This is a genomic window from Psychrobacillus sp. PGGUH221, from assembly GCF_042055255.1.
GTDB lineage: Bacteria > Bacillota > Bacilli > Bacillales_A > Planococcaceae > Psychrobacillus.
In genome coordinates this window covers 342,668-363,996 of record NZ_JAQMHQ010000001.1, presented here as the reverse complement: position 1 = coordinate 363,996, position 21,329 = coordinate 342,668, and the positions used below count along the sequence as shown (strand labels likewise).

Genomic DNA, 21,329 nt, shown 5'->3' with positions numbered 1-21,329 from the left:
TAGCTATGCGTATTGTATATTTGTGTCAACACTTTCCACCTGAAACAGGTGCTCCGCAAATCCGTGTATATGAGGTAAGTAAAGAACTGCTAGCTCAAGGGCATGATATCCAAGTAGTGACTGCTTTTCCTCATCATCCACACGGTATAATTCCGGATGAATATAAGGGAAAAAAATATGAATTTGAAAAATGGGACGGTATTCCAGTGCATCGCACATGGATTTATCCATCTAAAAAGGGAACATTTTGGAAGCGCTTAGTTTCTTATTTTTCATTTACATTTAGCTCATTTTACGGTTTAATGAAAGCTGGAAAAGTAGATGTCATCATAGTAAACTCTCCTCCCATCTTTTTAGGATTGACTGGTTTATTGAGTGCGAAACTAAAAGGTGCGAAGTTTGTATTTAATGTGGCAGATGTTTGGCCAGAATCAGCAGTGAAGCTAGGACTCGTTAAAAACAAGTTTTTTATCAAACTTGCGGAGATTTTAGAATCCTTCCTTTATAAACATTCCTGGAAAATAGCAACAGCAACTGATGGTATTAGATCGTATATTATGAATCATTCGCAGCCTGCGGACAAAGTTTTTGTATTGCCAAATGGCGTGAATACAAACTTCTTTCAACCTGCAGAAAGAAATGCGGAATATGTTGAAAAATTTAATTTACAAGATAAATTTGTATTTTCTTATGGTGGAAACTTAGGATATGCACAAGGTTTGGAGTTTATTTTATATGCTGCTAAAAAAATGCAGGATATTGCTCCAGACGTACATTTCTTAATTGCAGGTGCTGGACCTGAGGAAGAAAAACTACATCAGCTTATAGAAGAACTTGGTCTTTTGAATATGACATTTTTAGGACATCTTCCTTTAAAAGAAATGCCAAAACTATTTTCTGTTACAGACGTTAGTATAGTTCCATTACGGGATTTAGAGTTATTTGAAGGTGCTCGCCCGTCTAAAATTTTCCCAGCGGCTTCTTCAGGTGTACCTGTTCTGTATTGTGGTAAAGGGGAAAGTGCAGAAATTGTATCTAAAAATGGTATTGGTTTAGTTGCAATGCCTGAAAACGTCGATTCTATTGCTACTACTATGTTTGAGTTTGTCGAATTAAAAGAAGAAGAAAGAAGGGAAATGCAGGAGAATGGTCGGAAACTAGCAATTAATGAATATAGCTGGTCATCTATTGTCAAAGATCTTTTGCACAACCTTACTAAATAGTAATAGTCTTTTCAATATACATGACGATGAAATTTATGTATAATTGGTTAGATTATATTTTATAAGTAAAGTAGGGAAAGAAAATGGCTACTTCACGTCGAACAAAACGTAAATCAAAGACCAAAAGAAAAGTTTTATATACAGTATTAACCGTTTGTATGCTATTGTTGTCGTCTGTCATCGTTTTTGCTATTAATTTATCTCTTGAGACAAAAAATGCAACCTCTAAAATGTATGAACCTCTTGATAGTGAAAAAGAAGCAAAAGATGATACAACAAAGAAATTTGAAAATGCGAAAGCTGAAGACTCCGCGTTTACAATTTTATTAGCAGGGATTGAAAATCAAGAAGAAGCAAAATATGGTCGAGCAGATGTACTCATCGTGGCAACCATCAATCCAAAGACTGAAAAAATATCTATGGTAAGCCTTCCTCGAGATATGAAAGTTTATATCCCGGATCTCGGCTACAAAGATAAAATAAATCATTCGTATGCGAATGGTGGTATAAACTATACTGTTAATACAGTAGAAGAATTGCTTGATATTCCTATTGATTATTATGTTTCAACCGACTTCCAGGGGTTTGAAGACATCGTTGATACTGTAGGGGGAGTAGATGTAGAGGTTCCATTTACATTTAAGGCTCAGCTTACAGGTAGTTTAAAATGGAAGACGTACACAGAAGGTCCAATGTATTTAAATGGAAATGAAGCACTTGCTTATGTGCGTATGCGTAAAAAAGATCCTCAAGGTGATATGGGACGTAATCTTCGTCAGAAACAGGTCATCGAAGAGATCATTAACAAAGGCACAAGCATAAGTAATATTACAAAAATTGACGACATGATCGGTGATGTCGGAAACAATGTAAAGACGAACATTCCAACTTCTGAATACTTCGGTCTAATTAAAATGTATCAAAAGATTAAGTCTTCTCCAATTGAGCAGTTACAAATAGAAGGCGATAACGATACAAGTAGTGGGTATTATTATTTCATTCCAAGAGAAGACTCTCTGGAAGAGGTAAAAAATCAACTCAAACTTAATTTAGATGACTTCGGACAAAATGCATCAAGTGAAACAAATAATAAAACAACGCAAGTAAATGATTTATCAATAGGCAAATGAAACGAGTGGTCGTAATGACCACTCGTTTTTTTGTTGTAGAATAATATGTTTTATTAATATTTGCTAAACATGAAGTTCCTACTAACATGCTTCGACTACCACTTGGAAGACGTAGCTCGCTGTTGCTACCTATCAAAAGCAATTATAAATAATAAAAATGTTAGAAAAGGGCAATCAATTGTATGATTAAAGCGACCACTTATAAATGAAAGCAACCACTTATAAATGAAAGCAACCACTTATAAATGAAAGCAACCATAAGAGCTGGTACTTCTACTAAAACGCTTCGGCGCAATGTGGATGCCTTCGGCGATAAGCCGGGCAGAAGAGCACTGCCAGTCTTATCGCTTCGGCTACCACTTGGAAGGCGCCTCGCTGTTGCTACCTATCAAAAGCAATTCTTTATTATAAAAAGAGAACATGATGTGGGATAAGGGCAATCAATTGCTTGTTTATAGGAATCAATTAAGCAACCATTAGAACTGGTACTGCTATTAAAACGCTTCGGCGCTATGTGGATGCCTCCAGCGATAAGCCAGGCAGAAGAGCACTGCCAGTCTTATCACTTCGGCTACCACTTGGAAGGCGCCTCGCTGTTGCTACCTATCAAAAGCAATTCTTTATTATAAAAAGAGAAACATGATGTTGGATTAGGGTAATCAATTGTGTGCTTAAAGCAACCAATTATATATGAACAACAGAATAACATTTTAAACACAATAACTTCGTCTATTAAAGCGACTTATGTAAGTAACTCCTACTTCTTCACTTCGGCGCAATGTGGATGCCTCCCGCGATAAGCCAAGCAGAAGAGCACTGCCAGTCTTATCGCTTCGGCACCACTTGGAAGGCGCATCGCTATTGCTTCCAATCAAAATCCATCCTTAATAAATAAAGGGAAAATCAGTTACTGGATTGGGGCAATTATGGGTGCTTTTAGCCGATCATTGTACCTCTTCTAAAACGCATCGACTACCACTTGTAGGACGCCATGTTTATACATCATACGATACGTCGTGTAATAAAAATGAAATCCTTCTGTTGGATAAGTGTAATCTTATCCGTTCTAAATAGAATCCAAAAATAGCAGATAGAATATTAGTGTATACTACCAAACCCTCTTCAAAAACACCAAGTTGTTTTGAGAAGGAACTTATTTATAAGAAAGTTGAAAAACCTTTCTGTGGGCTTTGTTTATGCCACTTTACTCTTCTTTATGAACATGACATTATTCGCCAATTTTTTATTATTTTTTAGCAAATAGGTCTTAAACAACCATAATTTAGGTAATTTTTATTACCTAAAGTTATATTACAGTCTTGTTACAATGGTTTTAATTACATTCGTTGGATTGTTTTATCTAATTTTGTCTATTAAAATGGAAGAAATACACGTTTCAAGGAGGAACAAATGAAAAAAGTAATTGCATCTTCTGTTTTAGCAACTTCTGTCCTTTTGCCAATGAATGTTCTCGTGAGCACTCCACTCTCCACATATGCTGCTTCGAATGAAATTGTCGCATCTAATCAACTTATCGGGAAAAAAGCAAAACTTACCGAAGATAATGTCAATATTAGAATTGGAGCGGGAACCGAGTTTAATAGTATTACGAAAGTAAATACTGACCAAATTGTTTCCATTCTTGCAACTGAAAATAATAGTAAAGGCGAGATTTGGTACAAAGTTTCTTTTAATTCTACAGAAGGTTGGATTATTAGTGACTATTTACAATTAGAATCGACTACTGTAAAAGATAGCACAACAACTACTGAGTCGGACTTTGTAGGAACAACTCAAGTTATTGGAAATAGTGCTTCGGAAATGAGAAGCGGTGCCACAACTTCTTATAAAGTAGTTGCTACGATTCCAACAGGAACTTCATTAGAAGTATTAGATTCTTTCACGAATGCTCAAAAGGAAGTTTGGTTCAATGTTGAATTTGAAGGTAAAAAAGGTTGGGTGAAGTCCGATTTATTTTCGTTGAATACTGCAGCTGGACAAGCTCCAACGACCGCAGTTAAAAGTAGTTCAATCACTAATGGAACTAGTTATGTAGGAACAAGTCAAGTTATTGGGAAAAGTGCTTCTAATATGAGAAGTGGTGCAACTACATCTTATAAAGTAGTAGAAACTATTCCGGCAGGCACTTCATTGAAGATACTTAATGCATTCACCAATGCGAATAAAGAAGTTTGGTTCAATGTAGAATATAAAGGTAAAAAAGGTTGGGTAATATCTGATTTATTTGCTTTGAAAGCAACTGCGGGACAATCTGCTACTTCGAAGAAAGTTGTTAATCAAACGACAATTCATAAAGGAGCAACAAAAAATTATACGGTTGTCTCTACTGCGAAACCAGGAACGACACTAGTGATCCACGAAGAGTTCACAAATGCTTACAAGGAAAAATGGATGCAGGTAACTTATGCTCCAGGGAAAAAAGGTTGGATCAGCTCATCTGCTTTTGAAGATACATCTATTGCAAACAAAACAGTTCTTAGAAAATCTACTGTACATTCTGGTGCTACAAATAGCTATAAAACAGTTGCTACGATAAATGTAGGAACTAAATTACCTATACATCAAGAGTTTACAAATGCAGCAAAAGAAAAATGGTATCAAGTAACATATGCAGCAGGTAAAAAAGGATGGATTCCAGCATCTGCATTTGAAAGTGTTTCATCAACTCCAGGAGAAGATGAAACTCCACCAGTGGATGGAAATGAACATGTAATAGAAGACACGCATTTAAAAGTCTCCGTTGCGGTTGCAAATATGCGTTCAGGCCCAGGATTAAACTTTGAAGTTGTTACACAATCAAAAATGAATGACTCATTCCTTTCACCGGAATATGCTGTGGATACTGCAGGTGAAAAGTGGTTTAAAGTAAGTACTACTAGTGGTGATGCATGGTTACATCAATCTGTTATTACTTTAGAAGACTCATCTGTTGATGTACCGGATTATGGAGATAGTGGGGTAATTCAGCGTTATAATGCCCTAGTTTATGCAGATAGCACTTTCAATTCTAAAGTCATCGTAGGATTAGCCAAAAATACATCCTTCACAATCCTAAGTCAGAAAGTGACTGATGGCACTGTTTGGCTTCAGATAAGTACAGCAAGTGGACAAGTAGGATGGATCCCAGATTTTGAAGTAAATGTAAACATCCCTACAAAATACGGCACTAAAACATCTACAGTTTATAATGGTGCAAGTGCTACTGCAAAAAAAGTTGATACTATTTATTTAAGCTCACCTGTTCGCGTATTACGCACATTAAATGGCTGGGTAAATATTGAAACACAAAATCAAAAACGTGGTTGGATTCAAGCGTCGGTATTATCAGATGCATCTCCAATTTCTTTAACAAATGGACGAACAGAAGTACGTAATGGTCAAAACTATCTTGTATGGTCCAAACCATCTAAATTTAATATTTCTTATTCAATTCCATCTAAAAATGTTTTAAAGGTATCTGGTAATCTATCACAAATTAATGAGATAAAATCAAAGGTTACTGGCGTAGACAGTATGAAAGTAGAAAAAGTTTCTGGCGGTACATCCGTATTAACAATAACTTTTAACCCTAATTATACTTACACAATCCGTGACTACGATAAAGAACTAACGATTAAAGTAGTTCCTAAAGGACTAGCTGGGAAGAAAATTATTTTAGACGCTGGACACGGCGCTAAAGATTCTGGTGCTGTAGGTCCGAATAAGACAAAAGAAAAAGATGTTACATTGGCAACAGCAAAAGCTTTAAAAGCTGAATTAGAGGCTGCAGGTGCTGAAGTAGTACTCACAAGAAGTACGGATGTTTTCCTAGAGTTGAAACAACGTACTGATATTGCTAATAAATCAGATTATGATGCTTTTATTAGTATTCATGCAGACTCCTTTGCTTCTACTTCTAAAGGAACAACGACATATTACAACGCTTCAGTAAATTTTAATGGACCAAAAAGTTATACACTTGCAAAAAGTGTTCAAACCGATCTTGTAAAAGCTATCGGAACATATAATAGAGGCGTAAAACAACAATCCTTCTATGTAAATCGTATGAATGAGTTACCTTCCGTTTTAGTAGAGTTAGCATTTATCTCTAATCCAACTGAAGAAGCACAATTAAAAACAGCTAAGTTTCAAAAAAATGCGGCAATCGGAATTCGTAAAGGATTAGAAAACTATTTTAATCAGTAATTGAGAGGAAGGTCAAAATGAAAAAGAAATTTTTAGCAACTATTGGTGCAGTACTTGGTTTAAGCTTACTAATCTCCATCAATATTCCAACATCAACAAAAGCGGACTCTAACTTATTGTTAGCTTCAGTTGAATGGGTACAAGCACAGTTAAATCCAATACAAACAAAAGTAACATCACTTGAAAAACAAGTTGCAGAACAAAAAGTTTTAATCGAACAATTACAAAAAGCGGTTGCAGAAGGTGGAGGCGTAGTGACACCACCGACTACTCCTACAGTACCTGGTGATTTACCATCAGTAGTCTATACAACTACTAATAGTGTAAAAGTGCATAGCGGAGCAAGTCGTGACTATAAAGTTTTGGCTACTTTTGGGGCAAATAAAGGATTAACAGTTATTGACCAACATAAATCTGCTTCTGGAGTATGGTATCGTGTTGAAATTTCAGCTACTGTAAAAGGCTGGGTATTCTCAGGCGACGTTTCAACAACAAAGCCTACTGATTATATACCCACAAATGTAATAACTAAACAAGCTGTGAATGTAAGAAAAGGTGCAACTACAAATTACGCATCTATTGAACTAGTTGCAAAAGGTACGTCATTAAAATATTTAGGCTCTTTCAAAAATGCTTCTGGTGAAACTTGGTACAATGTGCAAACCGCAAAAGGTACAAAAGGTTGGGTGCTAAGTACGCTAACTGAGGTGAAGTAAGATGTTCAAAAAAGGATTGACCGTTTTATCTATCGCTTTACTTACATTAGCTACATCTAATACGGCATTCGCGTATACACAAGAAAGCTATTCTAAGCAAGTGCGTGTAGAAGTGCATAATGCATCTTCCACTTCGCTCAATTTGACAGGAATTTATAAACTACAAAATTTAACAACGAACGAAATGTTTTACGCTCTACCTAATACACCTATTACTTTTTCTCAAGTAAATGGGGAAGTTTCCATTTATCAAGTTGGATCAGCTATGTATTCAGTGAATGGATTTGCTTTACATGCTTTATCGGGCAATGAAAAGATGGTTGTGTTTACAGCCGATGTAGAAGGTAGAAAAGGTGCTACTGCAGATTATGAAGTAGTAAAAGCGTATAAACCCTTCCAAGGTGCATATGTAGTAAACGAATTTACAAATGCAAAAGGAGAGCTATGGTACTCTATTAGAGATGATCAAGGCGTTTCTTCCTGGATTCCTTCGACTAATGCAACTGTAGGATCTGTCGTAAATCAACCACTTGGTAAGACGCCTAATGGTACACAATACCGTGGTAGTTTTAATGTTGTTAAATCAGGTGCAAATGTACAAATTGCAAATAGGCTTGATTTAGAGAATTATTTAAAAGGTGTTATTCCAAATGAATCGCCCGCATTATGGCATATCGAAGCCCTAAAAGCTCAATCAGTAGCAGCGAGAAGTTACTCATTAAGTAAGTCTGGTATTTTAAGTAGTACAACGAAAGACCAAATGTACAAAGGATATACCTCTGAGCATAAAAATACAAATGCTGCTGTAGAAGCAACTAACGGATTGGTAATTAAATCAGGTGGTAAACTAGTACAGGCATATTTTTACTCTACAAGCGGTGGTAGAACAGCGAATATCGGTGAAGTATGGAATTCAACACAAGTACCGCACTTTGTATCTGTAGATGATTCTATTGAAAAATCTCCATATAGTAATTGGTCTGTAAGTATACCAGCATCGAATATTCTTAAGAAATTTGGATTTAATCCTTCTACTGATCAATTACTAGATGTGAAGCTTGCTAAAACAGGATCCAACGGAGAAGTTTCCGCTGTGACTGCTGTGACTTCCGCTGGTGAAAAAACAATTGAAGGTAATGAAACAGTAATGCGTAACGTATTTTTAGATGCAAATAATGCATCTTTAAAATCCAATTGGTTTGATATTTCATTTACTAAACCAACCGGAGTTACTGATATTGCTGTGCAAGGAGCTAACGGTTCTTCAGCAGTAACATCGTTAAACGGTATGTCTGTACAAACTGCAACAGGAACAGAAACGATTTCAAGTGGTCCAGTAGGGGTTCAAACAAATGAAGGAATTGTCTCTACAACAGCGACAAGTTCTGGAATCCAATCTGTTACTGTAAACGGAAAAGGCTACGGCCACCGAATCGGCATGAGCCAATATGGTGCGAAAGCCCGTGCAGAAGCAGGCTGGACATACGATCGTATCCTAAAACACTATTATCAAGGCGTAACAATAGAAAAATACTAAGTAATCAGGTGACCAATAGATTGGTCACCTTTTTATATGGATAAACTCTGACCCGAGGCTTAATATTAGTTCTGTTCATGACCTGGAATTAAATGCAACAAAATAACACTAAATGGCTGAACGAGACCAATCAACAAGTGTAAGCGACAAACAATGCATGGAAAGCGACAAACGCATCGTCGAAAGCGACCAATCATCACCTGAAAGCGACAAACAAAAAAGCTGCCTCCAAAAGAGACAGCTTCTTACTCAAGGTTTTATAAAATTTTCCGTATAGTAAGGTATCGATCCGTACGTCCACTCTGCAAAAAACACGCCTACGCCATGTTGCGTATAGTTAGTACTGACGATATTTTTACGATGACCTAATGAATTCATAAATGCTTCATGGGCAAAGTATGGGTTCGTGTATCCCATTGCAATATTTTCTCCTGCATTTCTAAACAGAATTCCACCATTTGCTAGCCTGTCAAAAGGCGATTCCCCATTTAAGTTATCATGGTTAAAATAATCATGTTTACCCATATCGACACTGTGGCCACGAGCAACATTCGAAATATCGGTAGAATATTGTAGTATTGAAACGCCTTTTGCCTTTCTTTCAGCATTCGTTATTTCGTATAAGAGTGTCTCATAACTTTTTTCTAGTGTACTAGATTTTTTTGGATAGAGATTTGCGTTTCGCTTTATTAACTGGCGATCTATTAAGTAGATTGCAGAGATCTTATTGTCATTATGCACATCAATAAAAAAATTGGCTTCATATTTAGGAAAATCATATGTAATAATTTCAATTGGATAGGTGTTACCAGTTGTTTCGTATGCTTTTCCTAATTTGCTTTCTAGTTGACTAACAGTACTAGCTATTGAAATACCATTAAATTGATAGTTTTTGTCTTTTGTATAAAGTGAAGCTATTTTATTGTTTAAATAACTAATAGCATAGAAGTTATTATAGTTTTTGTGATAAATAGACGTTGATGCATCAAATTCATTGGTTATCGCTTTCTTTGCGCCTCCTAATTTGGAAGTTACAGAAGAAATACTGTCACCAATGACCATAGAAGTAGGAGTAGTTTGCTTGCAATTAAGTAATCTCAATTTTTCTTTTGATGGTGTTTGATACAAAATAGTGGCATCGTTTTTGATAACTAGGCCAGCACCTAGGTGATAATAAGAGCCTTTATTTGCATAAATTCGAAAAACTTCTCCCTTTTTTACTTTTTGTGAAGCTTCGAAAACTCCATTATTATTTTTATAAATAGTAGTAGGTTTTTGAATGATGACTCTGCCTATTTGACCAACTTTTAGCTCGACACCGTCCCAATACACAACCCCTGGACAATTTGCCGCATTAGTAGAGATTGGAGCTATACTTAAACTAATTAAGAATATTAGTAAAAAAATCAATTTCTTCATATTTCCACCGCCCTTAGTAAAAAGTATAAATCAATTTACTTCAAATTCCAAAAATTCTTTTTCGACAATTTCTATTTTACATTGTCCATTTGTCATTTCAGTCATCCAATCAGAGAAATTGGATTCATCCTCTGCTTTTACATACACATGGACTTCTACAGACTCTGCATAGTTAATATCTTTTAGAGGATATTCAGAATTTCGCACTTCATTTTCGACTTTACCTAACCAATTGTAGTCAATTGATACTTTTATCAGATGATGTAGCTTGCGCTCTACCACTTTTGCTGCTGTAACTCCCTCTGTAGTAGCTTTTCCATATGCTCGAATAAGACCACCGCCACCTAGTTTAATACCACCGAAATACCGAGTAACAACTACAACAGTATCCTTAATTCCTTGCTTCTTTAACACTTCGAGCATTGGCACCCCTGCAGTTCCACTAGGTTCCCCATCATCATTGGCTTTTTGGATGTGATCGTGTTCCCCAATAATATAAGCAGAACAGTTATGAGTAGCATCTTTATGCTTTACTTTGATAGAATTAATAAAATCTTGCGCTTCCTCCTCAGTCTCAGCTCGATTCACATAAGTAAGGAAGCGTGATTTTTGGATGATAATCTCACTTTCCCCATAGCCTTTGACTGTATGATAATCATTTCTCATGTTTTTTGGGTCCTCCTTGAGTAATTTGAAATATAGTTGTAAACTAATTTTAATTTATTTTTAGTCACTTAGTGCTATAATAGGGTTTGTCACCCGTAATGAATGAAGACTCATTTGCAAAAAACAAAGGAGAAAAACAGATGACGAATAAGAATTTTGATACAAAATCGTTAGATGTTATTTTCGATCGAATGGTAGAAGTAATGGATCATTCAAAAAAGGATATATTCATTATAAGCGAACAGAGTCGTCAAAGCTTCGAAGAAATGAAAGTTGAATTAGAAATAATTCGAGGTAACATTGAAACCGTTATTATTGAAGGGGATTTACTAGAAATGAAATCACGTTTAGCTAGAAATCGCCTAGCAGAAGTATCTAAAAACTTTGAAACGTACGACGAACCTCAAATTCGGAATGCTTATGAAACTGCCAATGAGATTCAAATTAACCTACTGATAAAAAGAACAGAGGAAAGACAACTTCGTCTTAGAAGAGATGAATTAGAACGCAGATTACAGGGCTTACTGGAAATGATCGAACGTGCGGATCAACTAGTCAATCAAGTAAATATAGTAATGAATTATTTAACTTCTGACTTAAAAGATGTGGGAGTTGCACTTGAAAACGCAAAAATCAAACAAGATTTCACCCTGAAAATTATCGAAGCACAAGAGGAAGAGCGCAAAAGACTTTCTCGTGAAATACACGACGGTCCAGCCCAAATGCTTGCGAATGTGTTACTTAGAACAGATTTAATTAATCTTACATATCAGCAGCGTGGCGGAGACGAAGCGATGAAAGAGATCAATGAACTGAAAGATATGGTTCGAAATGCACTTTCAGAAGTTCGTCGAATAATTTATGATCTTCGCCCAATGGCACTAGATGATTTAGGATTGGTTCCTACGCTTAAAAAGTATATATCAACAATTCAAGAATACAATCCAACGTGTATGATACATTTTCAATCATATGGAGAAGAACAACGTCTCCAACCAAATTTTGAAGTAGCCATTTTCCGACTAATCCAAGAGTCCTTAACTAACGGTATTAAGCACGGAAAGTTTAAAGAGGCTTGGGTAAAAGTAGAATGGTTGAAACAAAAAATAAATATTATCGTCAAAGATAATGGAAAAGGCTTCGATCCAAATGAAGCAAAAGAAAAATCATTTGGATTAATTGGTATGCGAGAGCGAGTGGATTTACTCGATGGAACGATGAAAATAATATCATCTCCAGGAAAGGGAGCAACCATTTTGTTTAGTATTCCGATAAATGAGGAATAATAACTACAGTGTTTTTATAGGAGGAAATGACGATGACAAAAATTATAATAATAGATGACCACCAACTTTTTAGAGAAGGCGTAAAGCGTATTTTAGATTTTGAAGATTCTTTTGACGTAATTGCAGAAGGAGATGACGGTAGCGACGTTCTTCGTTTATATGAACAACATATTCCAGACGTTGTATTAATGGATATTAATATGCCAACTAAAAATGGCGTTGATGCAACTGCTGAATTACTTGAAAAATATCCGGAAGCTAAAGTTATCATGCTATCTATCCATGACGACGAATCTTATGTAACGCATGCGCTTAAAACTGGTGCTCTTGGTTACATGCTAAAAGAAATGGATGCTAACGCAATTGTCTCTGCTATCAAAGTAGTAGCACAAGGCGGTTCATACTTACATCCGAAAGTAACTCGCAATCTAGTTGCCGAATTCCGTCGCCTAAGCGAACGTGAAAATAAAGGAAACTTCCATCAAACAGAAATTCGCCGTCCATTCCACTTACTTACGAAACGTGAATGCGAAGTGCTACAACTGTTAACAGATGGACAAAGTAACCGAACAATTGGTGAAACACTTTTCATCTCTGAAAAAACCGTAAAAAACCATGTATCCAGCATTCTACAAAAAATGAACGTAAACGACCGTACCCAAGCCGTAGTAACCGGCATCAAAAACGGTTGGGTCGAAGTACGATAATAAAAAATGGGAAACCTCTCGCGAATCAGTGAGAGGTTTTTTGTTTGCGTGAAAAATATTGCTCCTATTCATGGGAATGTAGCGAGTAAGCTAATAAATGTTGCGACTAACAGTGGATATATTGCGAGTTACGTTGCTAATGTTGCATATAAACAAAATATTGCGCATATGGACCAAAATATAGCGAGAAAGCAAGTAGATGTTGCGACTAATTAAGGTTATATAGTGAGTAATCCAAACAATGTTGCACTATACAATAATATTGCGCGAATGCATCAAAATGAAGCGAGAAAGCAAGTAGATGTTGCGAAGAATTAAGGTTATATAGTGAGTAATCCAACCATTGTAGCCTTAAATACAGATATTGCGCGAATGCATCAAAATGAAGCGAGAAAACAAGTAGATGTTGCGACTAATCACGGCTATATAGCGAGTAACGCAACTAATGTAGCGCAATAATAATTAATCACTCATCAACTTTCTTTCCGTTTAAAATATCTTGCAGGACCTAATCCACATGCCTGCAAATTCATACTGTTAAGCATCCGAGATGCAGAGTGAATAGATTTAACTCCACAAAATTTGCGAAAATCTTTATTAGTAATTTCTTTCTTGATTAGCCAAAAATATTCCTCTACTGCGGAAATGTGGGCATATCGATTATTTTTATTACAAGCTAAACATGTCCAGGTTGTAGAAATACGCTCCATTCCAATAACACCACAATTGGGACACTCAACTCCTAGAATTATGTCGTTTGGAGAAATATGATAATGCTCGCAGAGGGGTGAATACACAAAAGCGGATTGTTTCTTTTGAATTAGTTTTTCGATGATATCCAAATGATGATCTAACAGAAGGGAAGGGGAATTATTATTCAAGTGTATGATTTTTTCGATAATGCTTTCTAATTTAAATATAGGATAATGGGATGGCTTATTTCGAATTCGACATGATTTTGATGTCATGACGATGGCTCCAGATACTTTAAGTTCAGGGAACGACTTGTTTAAGAATTCTTTCATAAAACGAATATTACGCATTAATTGATAATATGGATTCGGAAAAGATTTTTCAATACTCTCTTCTTCTATTCTATAAAATTCCTCAGTGTCTATATCAAAATTTAAATTTCCACTCATATTTTTAGACTCTATCACGATACAGCAACTGTCCGTCACAACAATACAATCGATTTGCACCCTCCAATCATCTATATGCAATCCCACATCAGAAAATATTCGAAATGGGCCAGGTAATCTCAACTCCTTAAGCTTCCTTAAGAGTCGTTCCTCACCTCTGATTCCAGCTTCTTTTTTCCTAATTTCATTACGAATAAATTCCTTCATTCCACTATCAACACGCAATCTTTTCAACAATGCTAAATGTCTTTCCAAAGAACCACCTCCTATGTACCTATACTATACATACCATTACCATAATTTTCTACCTATCTCTCACGGAACTAATTAATTGAGTTTTCGTCCTAGATATGACAAAATAACCTCAGCAGGAGGAGAGAACTAGATGAAATTTATGCACGCACTTATACTCGCAGCAACCGTGTTCACGCTAGCTGCATGCAATAGCAATGAGGAAGAAGCAACAAATAGTGGCTCTGCGAATAATGCGCCAACGGATGCACAATCGGTAACGGATCACGGTGCAAAAGATAAAGCAGCAGAAAAAGTTGGTTTTGAAATGGCTGGAGGAAATATAGAAGAAGCGACAAATGTCCCAGAAGAAGAAAAAACCGCTATCCTCGAAGCATTCAATGAATACATGGAAGCATTTAATGTAGAAGATATTAACCGCTACATGAATACCATTTCCAAAAATCCAGAAGGTTTTAACTATGCAGATGAAAAAACAGTAGTACAAGAAACATTCACGGAGTATGATACGATTCGAAAAGCTGAAAACACGACAATCATTAAATACGATAAATCCCAAGCACAAGTATTTGCGAACATTAACATCGCACTATCACAACCAAGTACTGGAGCAAAGCTTGATCGTGATGGTCGTCAAGTAACAGTTTTCGCAAAAGAAGATGGCAAATGGCTTGTCACAAGCGTCTATTTTATAGGCGAATCATCTGAATAATACACCCTCATACTTTTGAGAAACGCTCGCATTCTTCGTTGCTTGCACTCGTTGTAAGCTCATGAACCTTAAGTTCTATTCGCTTACGCCTCTTGCTTGCGCGCCTCGACTGTCAAACGTTTTCAAAAAGTAAGGCTTAGACCTATCAAAAAATAATTAATCCCTTGACTAGATATATGACAAATATCATGTCGAGGGTATTTTTGTGCTTTCTTTTACCCTTGACATTCAGTACACTAAAGAATAGGAGTGTGATTTTTTACATGAAAACGGTAGTAGTAACGGACAGCACAGCCTATATCCCAAAAGAAATTCGCGATAAACTCAACATTCGCATGGTTCCACTTAGCGTGGTCTTCGGAAATGAAACATATCGAGAAGAAATAGACATTAATACAATAGAGTTTTATGATAAAATCCGAAACGAGCGTGCGCTTCCCAAAACGTCGCAACCAGCACTTGGAGATTTTGTCAAAACCTTTGAAGAACTTTCGAAAGAATACGACGCAGTTATTTCCATCCATCTATCGAGCGGTATCAGCGGTACGCTTGCAGGAGCAAAGCAAGCTGGTGAAATGGTTGAAGAAATTGAAGTGTACACATTTGACTCAGAAATTTCATGCATGGTCCAAGGTTTTTATGTTCTTCGTGCTGCTGCAATGGCGCAAGTAGGTGTCCATCCCGATGAAATTCTAAAAGAACTTAATGTAATGAAAGAAACAACCCGTGCGTATTTCATGGTGGACAACCTCGACCATCTTCATCGAGGTGGTCGCTTAAACGGTTTCGAACGTGTCATAGGCTCTGTTCTTCAAGTGAAGCCAATCCTTCACTTTGAAAACAAAGTCATCGTGCCTTATGAAAAAGTCCGCACACGCAAAAAAGCGATGAAACGTATTGCAGACATGCTTCAAGAGGACGCAAACAAATATGCAAAACTGCAAGCAACTATCATCCACGCAAACAACGAACAAGAAGCCATCACTTGGAAAAACGAGTTAGAAGCACTTCTTCCCAACGTTCAATTTATAATCAGCTACTTTGGACCTGTAATTGGTACTCACCTTGGTGAGGGCTCGATGGGTCTAGGATGGTGTAAACTTAAATAAGTTTACAGCCCCAGGCGGATGCCACAGATTTTGCTAAGGAGTTAATGAAGCTAGCTTCATTCAAAATCTTGGCGCAAATACGCCAAGGCGCATTTGATATTTGACTAGCCCAAAAAGTTAGGAAGATGCCCATGAACGAACAATTACAACAATTTCTCACTGGACGCATATGGCTTCGCGAACACACCACATTTCCAAGCGAAGCCATCGATGCCCACATCGACAGTGGCCACATCCACCTCAAACCAGGCATCGACATGAACCAAAGCAAATTTTTGTTTTGGCAATTAAAGAATTTTGTATGTAATAGATGCCACAACTCAAATCAATACTTATTTCACACATTTCAATGTGCTCGTTGTAATAAAAAATGCATCTATTGCCGCCATTGTATTCGGATGGGGCGGGTGAGTAGTTGTTCTGAGTTACTCCTGTGGAGTATAGAGCAGGCACGCGGCGCGAACGAGCATGAGTTTGACTGGAACGGACAACTTACATTCCTTCAACAAAAGGCAAGTGAAGAGCTCCTGGTAAGTGTCCGTCAAAACCAATCCCACTTATTACATGCAGTTTGCGGAGCAGGTAAAACAGAACTACTATTTCCATCTATATTTGCTAGTTTACAAGAAGGAAAACGAGTATGCGTCGCAGCACCTCGTACAGATGTGATATTAGAATTATTCCCACGTTTTCAAAAAGTCTTCCCTAAAACAACGATCCACGCATTATATGGTGGAGCCCCAAACCAAGAAGGCTTTGCCGATTTAATACTCGCAACTACACATCAACTTTACCGTTTTGAAGATGCATTCGATGTTGTGTTTGTAGATGAAGCAGATGCCTTTCCGTATTACGCTGATGAAACGCTGAGGCAAGCAGTCACAAAAGCGGCAAAAAGGAAAGCAGCCATTCATTATGTAACAGCCACTCCTACCAAATTATTGAAAACTACCAACCAATCCATTCTTTCGAAAAGATATCATGGTCATAATTTACCTGTTCCAAGGTTCAGCGGACTCTGGGGCTACGCAAGACAATTGAAAAAGGGGAAAGTTCCAACTAAATTGCAACAATGGATTGAAGAAAAAACAAAGAATAATACTCCATTTCTTGTCTTCCTACCAACAATTGAAATACTCGAAAATTTCCCAGGAGATTTACCAAGAGTTCATGCAGAACATCCTGATCGAAAAGAGATTGTTATGCAACTTAGAGAAAAGAAAATACCCGGACTATTAACAACTACTATTTTAGAAAGAGGCATAACAATAGAAAATGTACATGTAGCAGTAGTTGGAGCGGAGCAACAAATCTTTACTTCTAGTGCACTTATCCAAATAAGTGGAAGAGTCGGTCGTTCTTCTCAATATCCTAATGGTGACATTGTCTTTTTCCATCACGGAATTACACATGAAATGGACAAAGCAAAAGAGTCAATCGAAAGGTGGAATGAAGCATAAATTGTTTACTATGTGGAAGCATTTTTCAATCACCCCCTACATGGAGCAAGTTGATTCTATATGAAATAGAAGCCACTTCTTGTAAAAGATGTTTAAGTAAATTTGAAAAAGCCGATGCCCGATTCGACCTTTCTGATTTTGAAGGTACTCCCTACGAGGGAGCACTAAATTCAGTGACAGCTCTTTATTCATACACCGAAGCAATGAAAAGCTATTTGCACCAGTATAAATTTTTACAAGATGTTGCATTAGCCAATGTTTTTGCTGAAGAGATTCGTCTTTTATTCGAGAAAAGGGAAGGAATTGTAGTACCAATCCCCATGCATCCAGATAAGCTACTAACAAGAACCTTCGCCCAAGTGGACGAACTATTAATTAGTGCAGGGCTTCCATTTCAGCACCTACTTGCTAAAACTGAAACAGCTGAACAAGGAAAGAAATCAAAAAAGGAAAGACTGGAGGCAAGTCCCCTTTTCGAAGTAACTGGCAAGGTAGAAGCGAAAACCTATATTTTATTCGATGATATTTACACAACCGGTACTACGATGCATCATGCAGCTAAGGTTTTGAAGAAAGCCGGTGCAGATAGAGTAGAAGCAATTACTTTAATAAAGGGATAATCTGCCGATATAAAAAGAAAAGCGAAAGGCGCCTGTTTAGCTGCGACAAGCACACGCCTTTGGTGCGACGAGCTTGCGCAGGAGCAAATGTCGATTTACGAGGAGGCAGTTCTTCAGCCACCGCAGAAATGATTTTCTGCGACGAGCTTTGCGCAGGAGCAAAACGGCATTTGACCTCGAGCGGCTGGCGCCTGAAGACTAGACAGTAATCAAATAAGGAAGTTAAACTGTCTAATTTGTAAAAATTGAACTTGGAGGGAATCCATCATGGGAGAACTTAAAAATTGTCCAACTTGCGGAGAATTTTTTAACTATACAGGAATTAGAGAAGTATGTAACAACTGTGCAATGAATGAAGAAAAACAATATGAGGTAGTTTACCGCTTCTTGCGCAAGCGTGAAAACCGTGCCGCAACAATTGAAAGAATAGTAGAGGCAACTGGCGTAGAAGAAGCACTCCTACACAAATGGGTACGTAAAAATCGCTTGCAACCAGCGATGTTCCCAAACCTTGGGTATCCATGTGACAATTGTGGTAGAATTACGAACCAAGGAAAACTATGCAAAAGCTGTACGGAAGAACTTAAATCAGGACTCCGTCAATTTGATGCAGCAAAAGAATTTCGAGAGAAAGTTGCCAATCAAGACAATGGTACCTATCATATGGATGGCAAAAGGAAATAAGGTATTAGTTATTAATACCTAAACTATAGGTGTTAAGCTATTTCGTACAAAAGACTCTAAAAACATCCCTGTTCTAACCGAAATAAGGTATATATACTTCGTAAATGAAAAGGGGAGGACACAGATATGAAAATATCAAACATTGGTTTAAATCAAGTAAACCCATATAAACGCAATCAACAACAAACTGAAAAAGTACAAAATGCTTCCAAAGCATCTACGGATCAATTAGAAATTTCTTCTGTAGCGAAAAGCATGCAAACTAAATCTCCAGTAGAGGTAGAACAGGCTGAACGCGTTCAAGCAATAAAAGCGCAAATAGATGCTGGGACATATAAAGTAGATGCAAAACAACTTGCATCAAACATCCTCAATTATTACCGTATCTAAAAGGAGACAATAGGAATGTCCATTGAAAAGATATTGCAAGCTCTAACGAAACTTGAAATGCTACATAAAAGTTTACTAGAAATTGCATATAAAAAAACAGAAGCAATTAAAACTGGGGACATGGACAGTCTAAACCAACTGCTCAAGGACGAGCAGGCACACGTAGCAGGCATTTCTCAGCTTGAACAACAGCGCCAATTAGAGGTAACGGATTACCTTCGAGCAAAAGGAATTGCTCCGATTGACAACCCAACTGTTGCACATGTCTTAGAAAATACCAACACTAACGAAGAAAAAGAGCAATTAGGAGCAGCGAGAAACAAACTACTTCTTACGCTAGAGACTCTAAAATACCAAAACGACCTAAACCAGAAACTTACACTTCAATCACTTCAATTTGTTAATTTAACATTGGATATGCTACGCCCAAAACCAGATCAAATAAACTATTCGAAATCTGAAGTACGTGGTCCCTCAAAAGACAAAACATACTTCGATTCACAGGCTTAAGGAGGCGAACCCATGGGCTCTACATTTATGGGACTAGAAACAAGTAAACGCGGACTTTACACACAGCAATCCGCACTATACACGACTGGACATAACATTTCCAACGCTAACACACTCGGATACTCACGCCAACGTGTCAACATGGAAGCTACTTTAGGCTATCCAGGGACAGGCCTAAACGCACCAAAAATCCCAGGCCATCTAGGAACAGGCGTACAAGCACAATCTGTCCAACGAATTCGTGATCAATTCATAGATCGTCAATATCGCCAAGAAACTACTAAACTAGGCTATTGGGAATCACGCTCGACAGCTATCTCTCAAATGGAAGACATCATGGCGGAGCCTTCTGAATTCGGATTAAATACATCGTTAGATCAATTTTGGAAATCGCTTCAGGACCTAAGCACAAATCCCGAGAATGCAGCAGCACGTAAAGTAGTTGTGCAGCGAGGTATTGGTGTAGCGGAATCCTTCAACTATATCCATAAGCAACTTTCGGATATTCAAGGAAATCTTAAAAATGAAATACTTACGTCCACAGATGATGTAAACTCTATTTTAAAACAAATAGCTTCTATGAATGAACAAATACAGGCTATTGAACCAAATGGATATATGCCAAATGATTTATATGATGCTCGTGATAAGTTGCTTGATGAATTATCGCAATACTTTCCTATTGAGATTGAATATACAAAATCAGGTGGGAATTCATTAGCTATTGCGGAAGGATCTGTAAAAGTATCTATAAAGACACAATCAGGCAGCATAGAGATTATTAATGGAAAAGATGCAGGAAAGCTTACTCCAAATGGAATGTCCAATAATGCTAATTTTGAACCATTTAATGGTTTTACTGTATCGGGAAGTGGTGCAGTAGTGGGTGGCCCAATATTATATGATGACATGGAATTGAACAAAGGAAAAATGTTATCTTTGATAAACTCATATGGGCATGGGGCGGATCCTACTAATGCAGAAGGTTATTATCCTGAAATGCTGAAAAAGTTAGATCAAATGGCTGATGCATTTATGAAAGAATTCAATGATATTCATTCCAAAGGCTACACGATGGAAACGCCTAGTACAAACGGGGGAATCTTTTTTACTGGTACGGGTGCATCAGATGTTGCCGTAAGCAAAGATATAATTGATAATCCCAATCTAATAGCTGCGTCTAGTGCACAGGGTGAAGAAGGAAATGGGAAGTGGGCAATTGAATTAGCGAATATGAAATCCAAGATACTGGATGGAACAAACAGTACTGGAAATTTAGATGGAGCAACTGTTCAATCCTTCTATCAATCGATGATTGGACAACTTGGTGTAGACGGCGAGCAAGCAGCAAGACTTGCTTATAATTCAGCTACTATTAAGTTAACTGTAGAAAATAACCGTTCTTCCGTCAGTTCAGTTTCGTTAGACGAAGAAATGACGAATATGATTACATTCCAACAGGCATACAATGCATCTGCAAGAATGATTACGGTAATTGATGAAACACTAGACAAAATCATTAACGGCATGGGCCGAGTAGGACTATAATAGGAGGTCAAT

Annotated in this window: 20 protein-coding genes; 17 read left to right on the top strand and 3 right to left on the bottom strand. The window is 37.2% G+C overall.

What is annotated here, in order from left to right:
- Positions 1 to 5: 5 nt before the first annotated feature.
- The 5 genes from PGC35_RS01715 (at position 6) to PGC35_RS01695 (ending at position 8,812) form a co-directional block, all read left to right on the top strand.
- Complete coding sequence (locus PGC35_RS01715; protein ID WP_375217935.1) at positions 6 to 1,223, top strand: glycosyltransferase family 4 protein; 1,218 nt, start codon at positions 6 to 8, stop codon at positions 1,221 to 1,223.
- 83 nt (positions 1,224 to 1,306) lie between these two features.
- The gene (locus tag PGC35_RS01710) at positions 1,307 to 2,353 is read left to right on the top strand and encodes an LCP family protein (protein WP_275784663.1); all 1,047 of its coding nucleotides are present in this window, start codon (positions 1,307 to 1,309) and stop codon (positions 2,351 to 2,353) included.
- Between the two features lie 1,410 nt (positions 2,354 to 3,763).
- Complete coding sequence (locus PGC35_RS01705) at positions 3,764 to 6,559, top strand: N-acetylmuramoyl-L-alanine amidase (RefSeq protein WP_375217934.1); 2,796 nt, start codon at positions 3,764 to 3,766, stop codon at positions 6,557 to 6,559.
- Positions 6,560 to 6,576: 17 nt separating this feature from the next.
- Positions 6,577 to 7,275 (top strand): SH3 domain-containing protein, encoded by a 699-nt coding sequence (locus PGC35_RS01700; RefSeq protein WP_375217933.1) that lies wholly within the window; start codon positions 6,577 to 6,579, stop codon positions 7,273 to 7,275.
- 1 nt (position 7,276) lies between these two features.
- A complete protein-coding gene (locus tag PGC35_RS01695; RefSeq protein ID WP_375217932.1) occupies positions 7,277 to 8,812 on the top strand; it encodes a SpoIID/LytB domain-containing protein in 1,536 nt (511 codons plus the stop codon).
- A gap of 249 nt (positions 8,813 to 9,061) precedes the next feature.
- Here PGC35_RS01695 and PGC35_RS01690 read toward each other — a convergent pair whose 3' ends face one another.
- Complete coding sequence (locus PGC35_RS01690) at positions 9,062 to 10,231, bottom strand: CAP domain-containing protein (protein WP_375217931.1); 1,170 nt, start codon at positions 10,229 to 10,231, stop codon at positions 9,062 to 9,064.
- 30 nt (positions 10,232 to 10,261) lie between these two features.
- Positions 10,262 to 10,897: a YigZ family protein gene (locus PGC35_RS01685; protein ID WP_375217930.1), complete on the bottom strand. Its 636-nt coding sequence runs from the start codon at positions 10,895 to 10,897 to the stop codon at positions 10,262 to 10,264.
- Between the two features lie 140 nt (positions 10,898 to 11,037).
- Between PGC35_RS01685 and PGC35_RS01680 the strand changes: the two genes are divergently transcribed.
- The 4 genes from PGC35_RS01680 (at position 11,038) to PGC35_RS01665 (ending at position 13,349) form a co-directional block, all read left to right on the top strand.
- On the top strand, positions 11,038 to 12,183 hold the full coding sequence (locus PGC35_RS01680) for a sensor histidine kinase (protein ID WP_375217929.1): 1,146 nt from the start codon (positions 11,038 to 11,040) through the stop codon (positions 12,181 to 12,183).
- A 32-nt stretch (positions 12,184 to 12,215) separates the two neighbouring features.
- A complete protein-coding gene (locus tag PGC35_RS01675; RefSeq protein ID WP_053590324.1) occupies positions 12,216 to 12,890 on the top strand; it encodes a response regulator in 675 nt (224 codons plus the stop codon).
- A 48-nt stretch (positions 12,891 to 12,938) separates the two neighbouring features.
- On the top strand, positions 12,939 to 13,106 hold the full coding sequence (locus PGC35_RS01670) for a hypothetical protein (protein WP_375217928.1): 168 nt from the start codon (positions 12,939 to 12,941) through the stop codon (positions 13,104 to 13,106).
- Positions 13,107 to 13,217: 111 nt separating this feature from the next.
- Positions 13,218 to 13,349, top strand: a complete 132-nt coding sequence (locus tag PGC35_RS01665) for a hypothetical protein (protein WP_375217927.1) — start codon at positions 13,218 to 13,220, stop codon at positions 13,347 to 13,349.
- Between the two features lie 14 nt (positions 13,350 to 13,363).
- Here the strand turns inward: PGC35_RS01665 and PGC35_RS01660 are convergent, their stop codons facing one another.
- On the bottom strand, positions 13,364 to 14,287 hold the full coding sequence (locus tag PGC35_RS01660; protein ID WP_375217926.1) for a nuclease-related domain-containing protein: 924 nt from the start codon (positions 14,285 to 14,287) through the stop codon (positions 13,364 to 13,366).
- Positions 14,288 to 14,417: 130 nt separating this feature from the next.
- Here PGC35_RS01660 and PGC35_RS01655 point away from each other — a divergent pair, with 130 nt between their 5' ends.
- The 8 genes from PGC35_RS01655 (at position 14,418) to flgK (ending at position 21,317) form a co-directional block, all read left to right on the top strand.
- Positions 14,418 to 14,996 (top strand): Cif family virulence factor, encoded by a 579-nt coding sequence (locus PGC35_RS01655; RefSeq protein ID WP_375217925.1) that lies wholly within the window; start codon positions 14,418 to 14,420, stop codon positions 14,994 to 14,996.
- Between the two features lie 263 nt (positions 14,997 to 15,259).
- Positions 15,260 to 16,105: a DegV family protein gene (locus PGC35_RS01650; RefSeq protein WP_375217924.1), complete on the top strand. Its 846-nt coding sequence runs from the start codon at positions 15,260 to 15,262 to the stop codon at positions 16,103 to 16,105.
- Positions 16,106 to 16,512: 407 nt separating this feature from the next.
- Positions 16,513 to 17,565, top strand: a complete 1,053-nt coding sequence (locus tag PGC35_RS01645) for an ATP-dependent helicase ComFA (protein WP_375217923.1) — start codon at positions 16,513 to 16,515, stop codon at positions 17,563 to 17,565.
- A 173-nt stretch (positions 17,566 to 17,738) separates the two neighbouring features.
- Complete coding sequence (locus tag PGC35_RS01640) at positions 17,739 to 18,185, top strand: ComF family protein (protein ID WP_375217922.1); 447 nt, start codon at positions 17,739 to 17,741, stop codon at positions 18,183 to 18,185.
- 267 nt (positions 18,186 to 18,452) lie between these two features.
- Entirely contained in the window at positions 18,453 to 18,869 is a 417-nt protein-coding gene (locus tag PGC35_RS01635; protein ID WP_053590319.1) for a TIGR03826 family flagellar region protein, read from the top strand.
- A 126-nt stretch (positions 18,870 to 18,995) separates the two neighbouring features.
- Positions 18,996 to 19,259 carry a flagellar biosynthesis anti-sigma factor FlgM gene (gene flgM, locus PGC35_RS01630; RefSeq protein ID WP_053590318.1) on the top strand — a complete coding sequence of 88 codons (264 nt, stop codon included), beginning with the start codon at positions 18,996 to 18,998 and terminating at the stop codon, positions 19,257 to 19,259.
- 15 nt (positions 19,260 to 19,274) lie between these two features.
- Positions 19,275 to 19,769, top strand: coding sequence for a flagellar protein FlgN (locus tag PGC35_RS01625; protein ID WP_056827671.1), 495 nt, complete (start codon positions 19,275 to 19,277; stop codon positions 19,767 to 19,769).
- A gap of 12 nt (positions 19,770 to 19,781) precedes the next feature.
- Positions 19,782 to 21,317, top strand: coding sequence for a flagellar hook-associated protein FlgK (gene flgK / locus PGC35_RS01620; RefSeq protein ID WP_375217921.1), 1,536 nt, complete (start codon positions 19,782 to 19,784; stop codon positions 21,315 to 21,317).
- Positions 21,318 to 21,329: the final 12 nt, after the last annotated feature.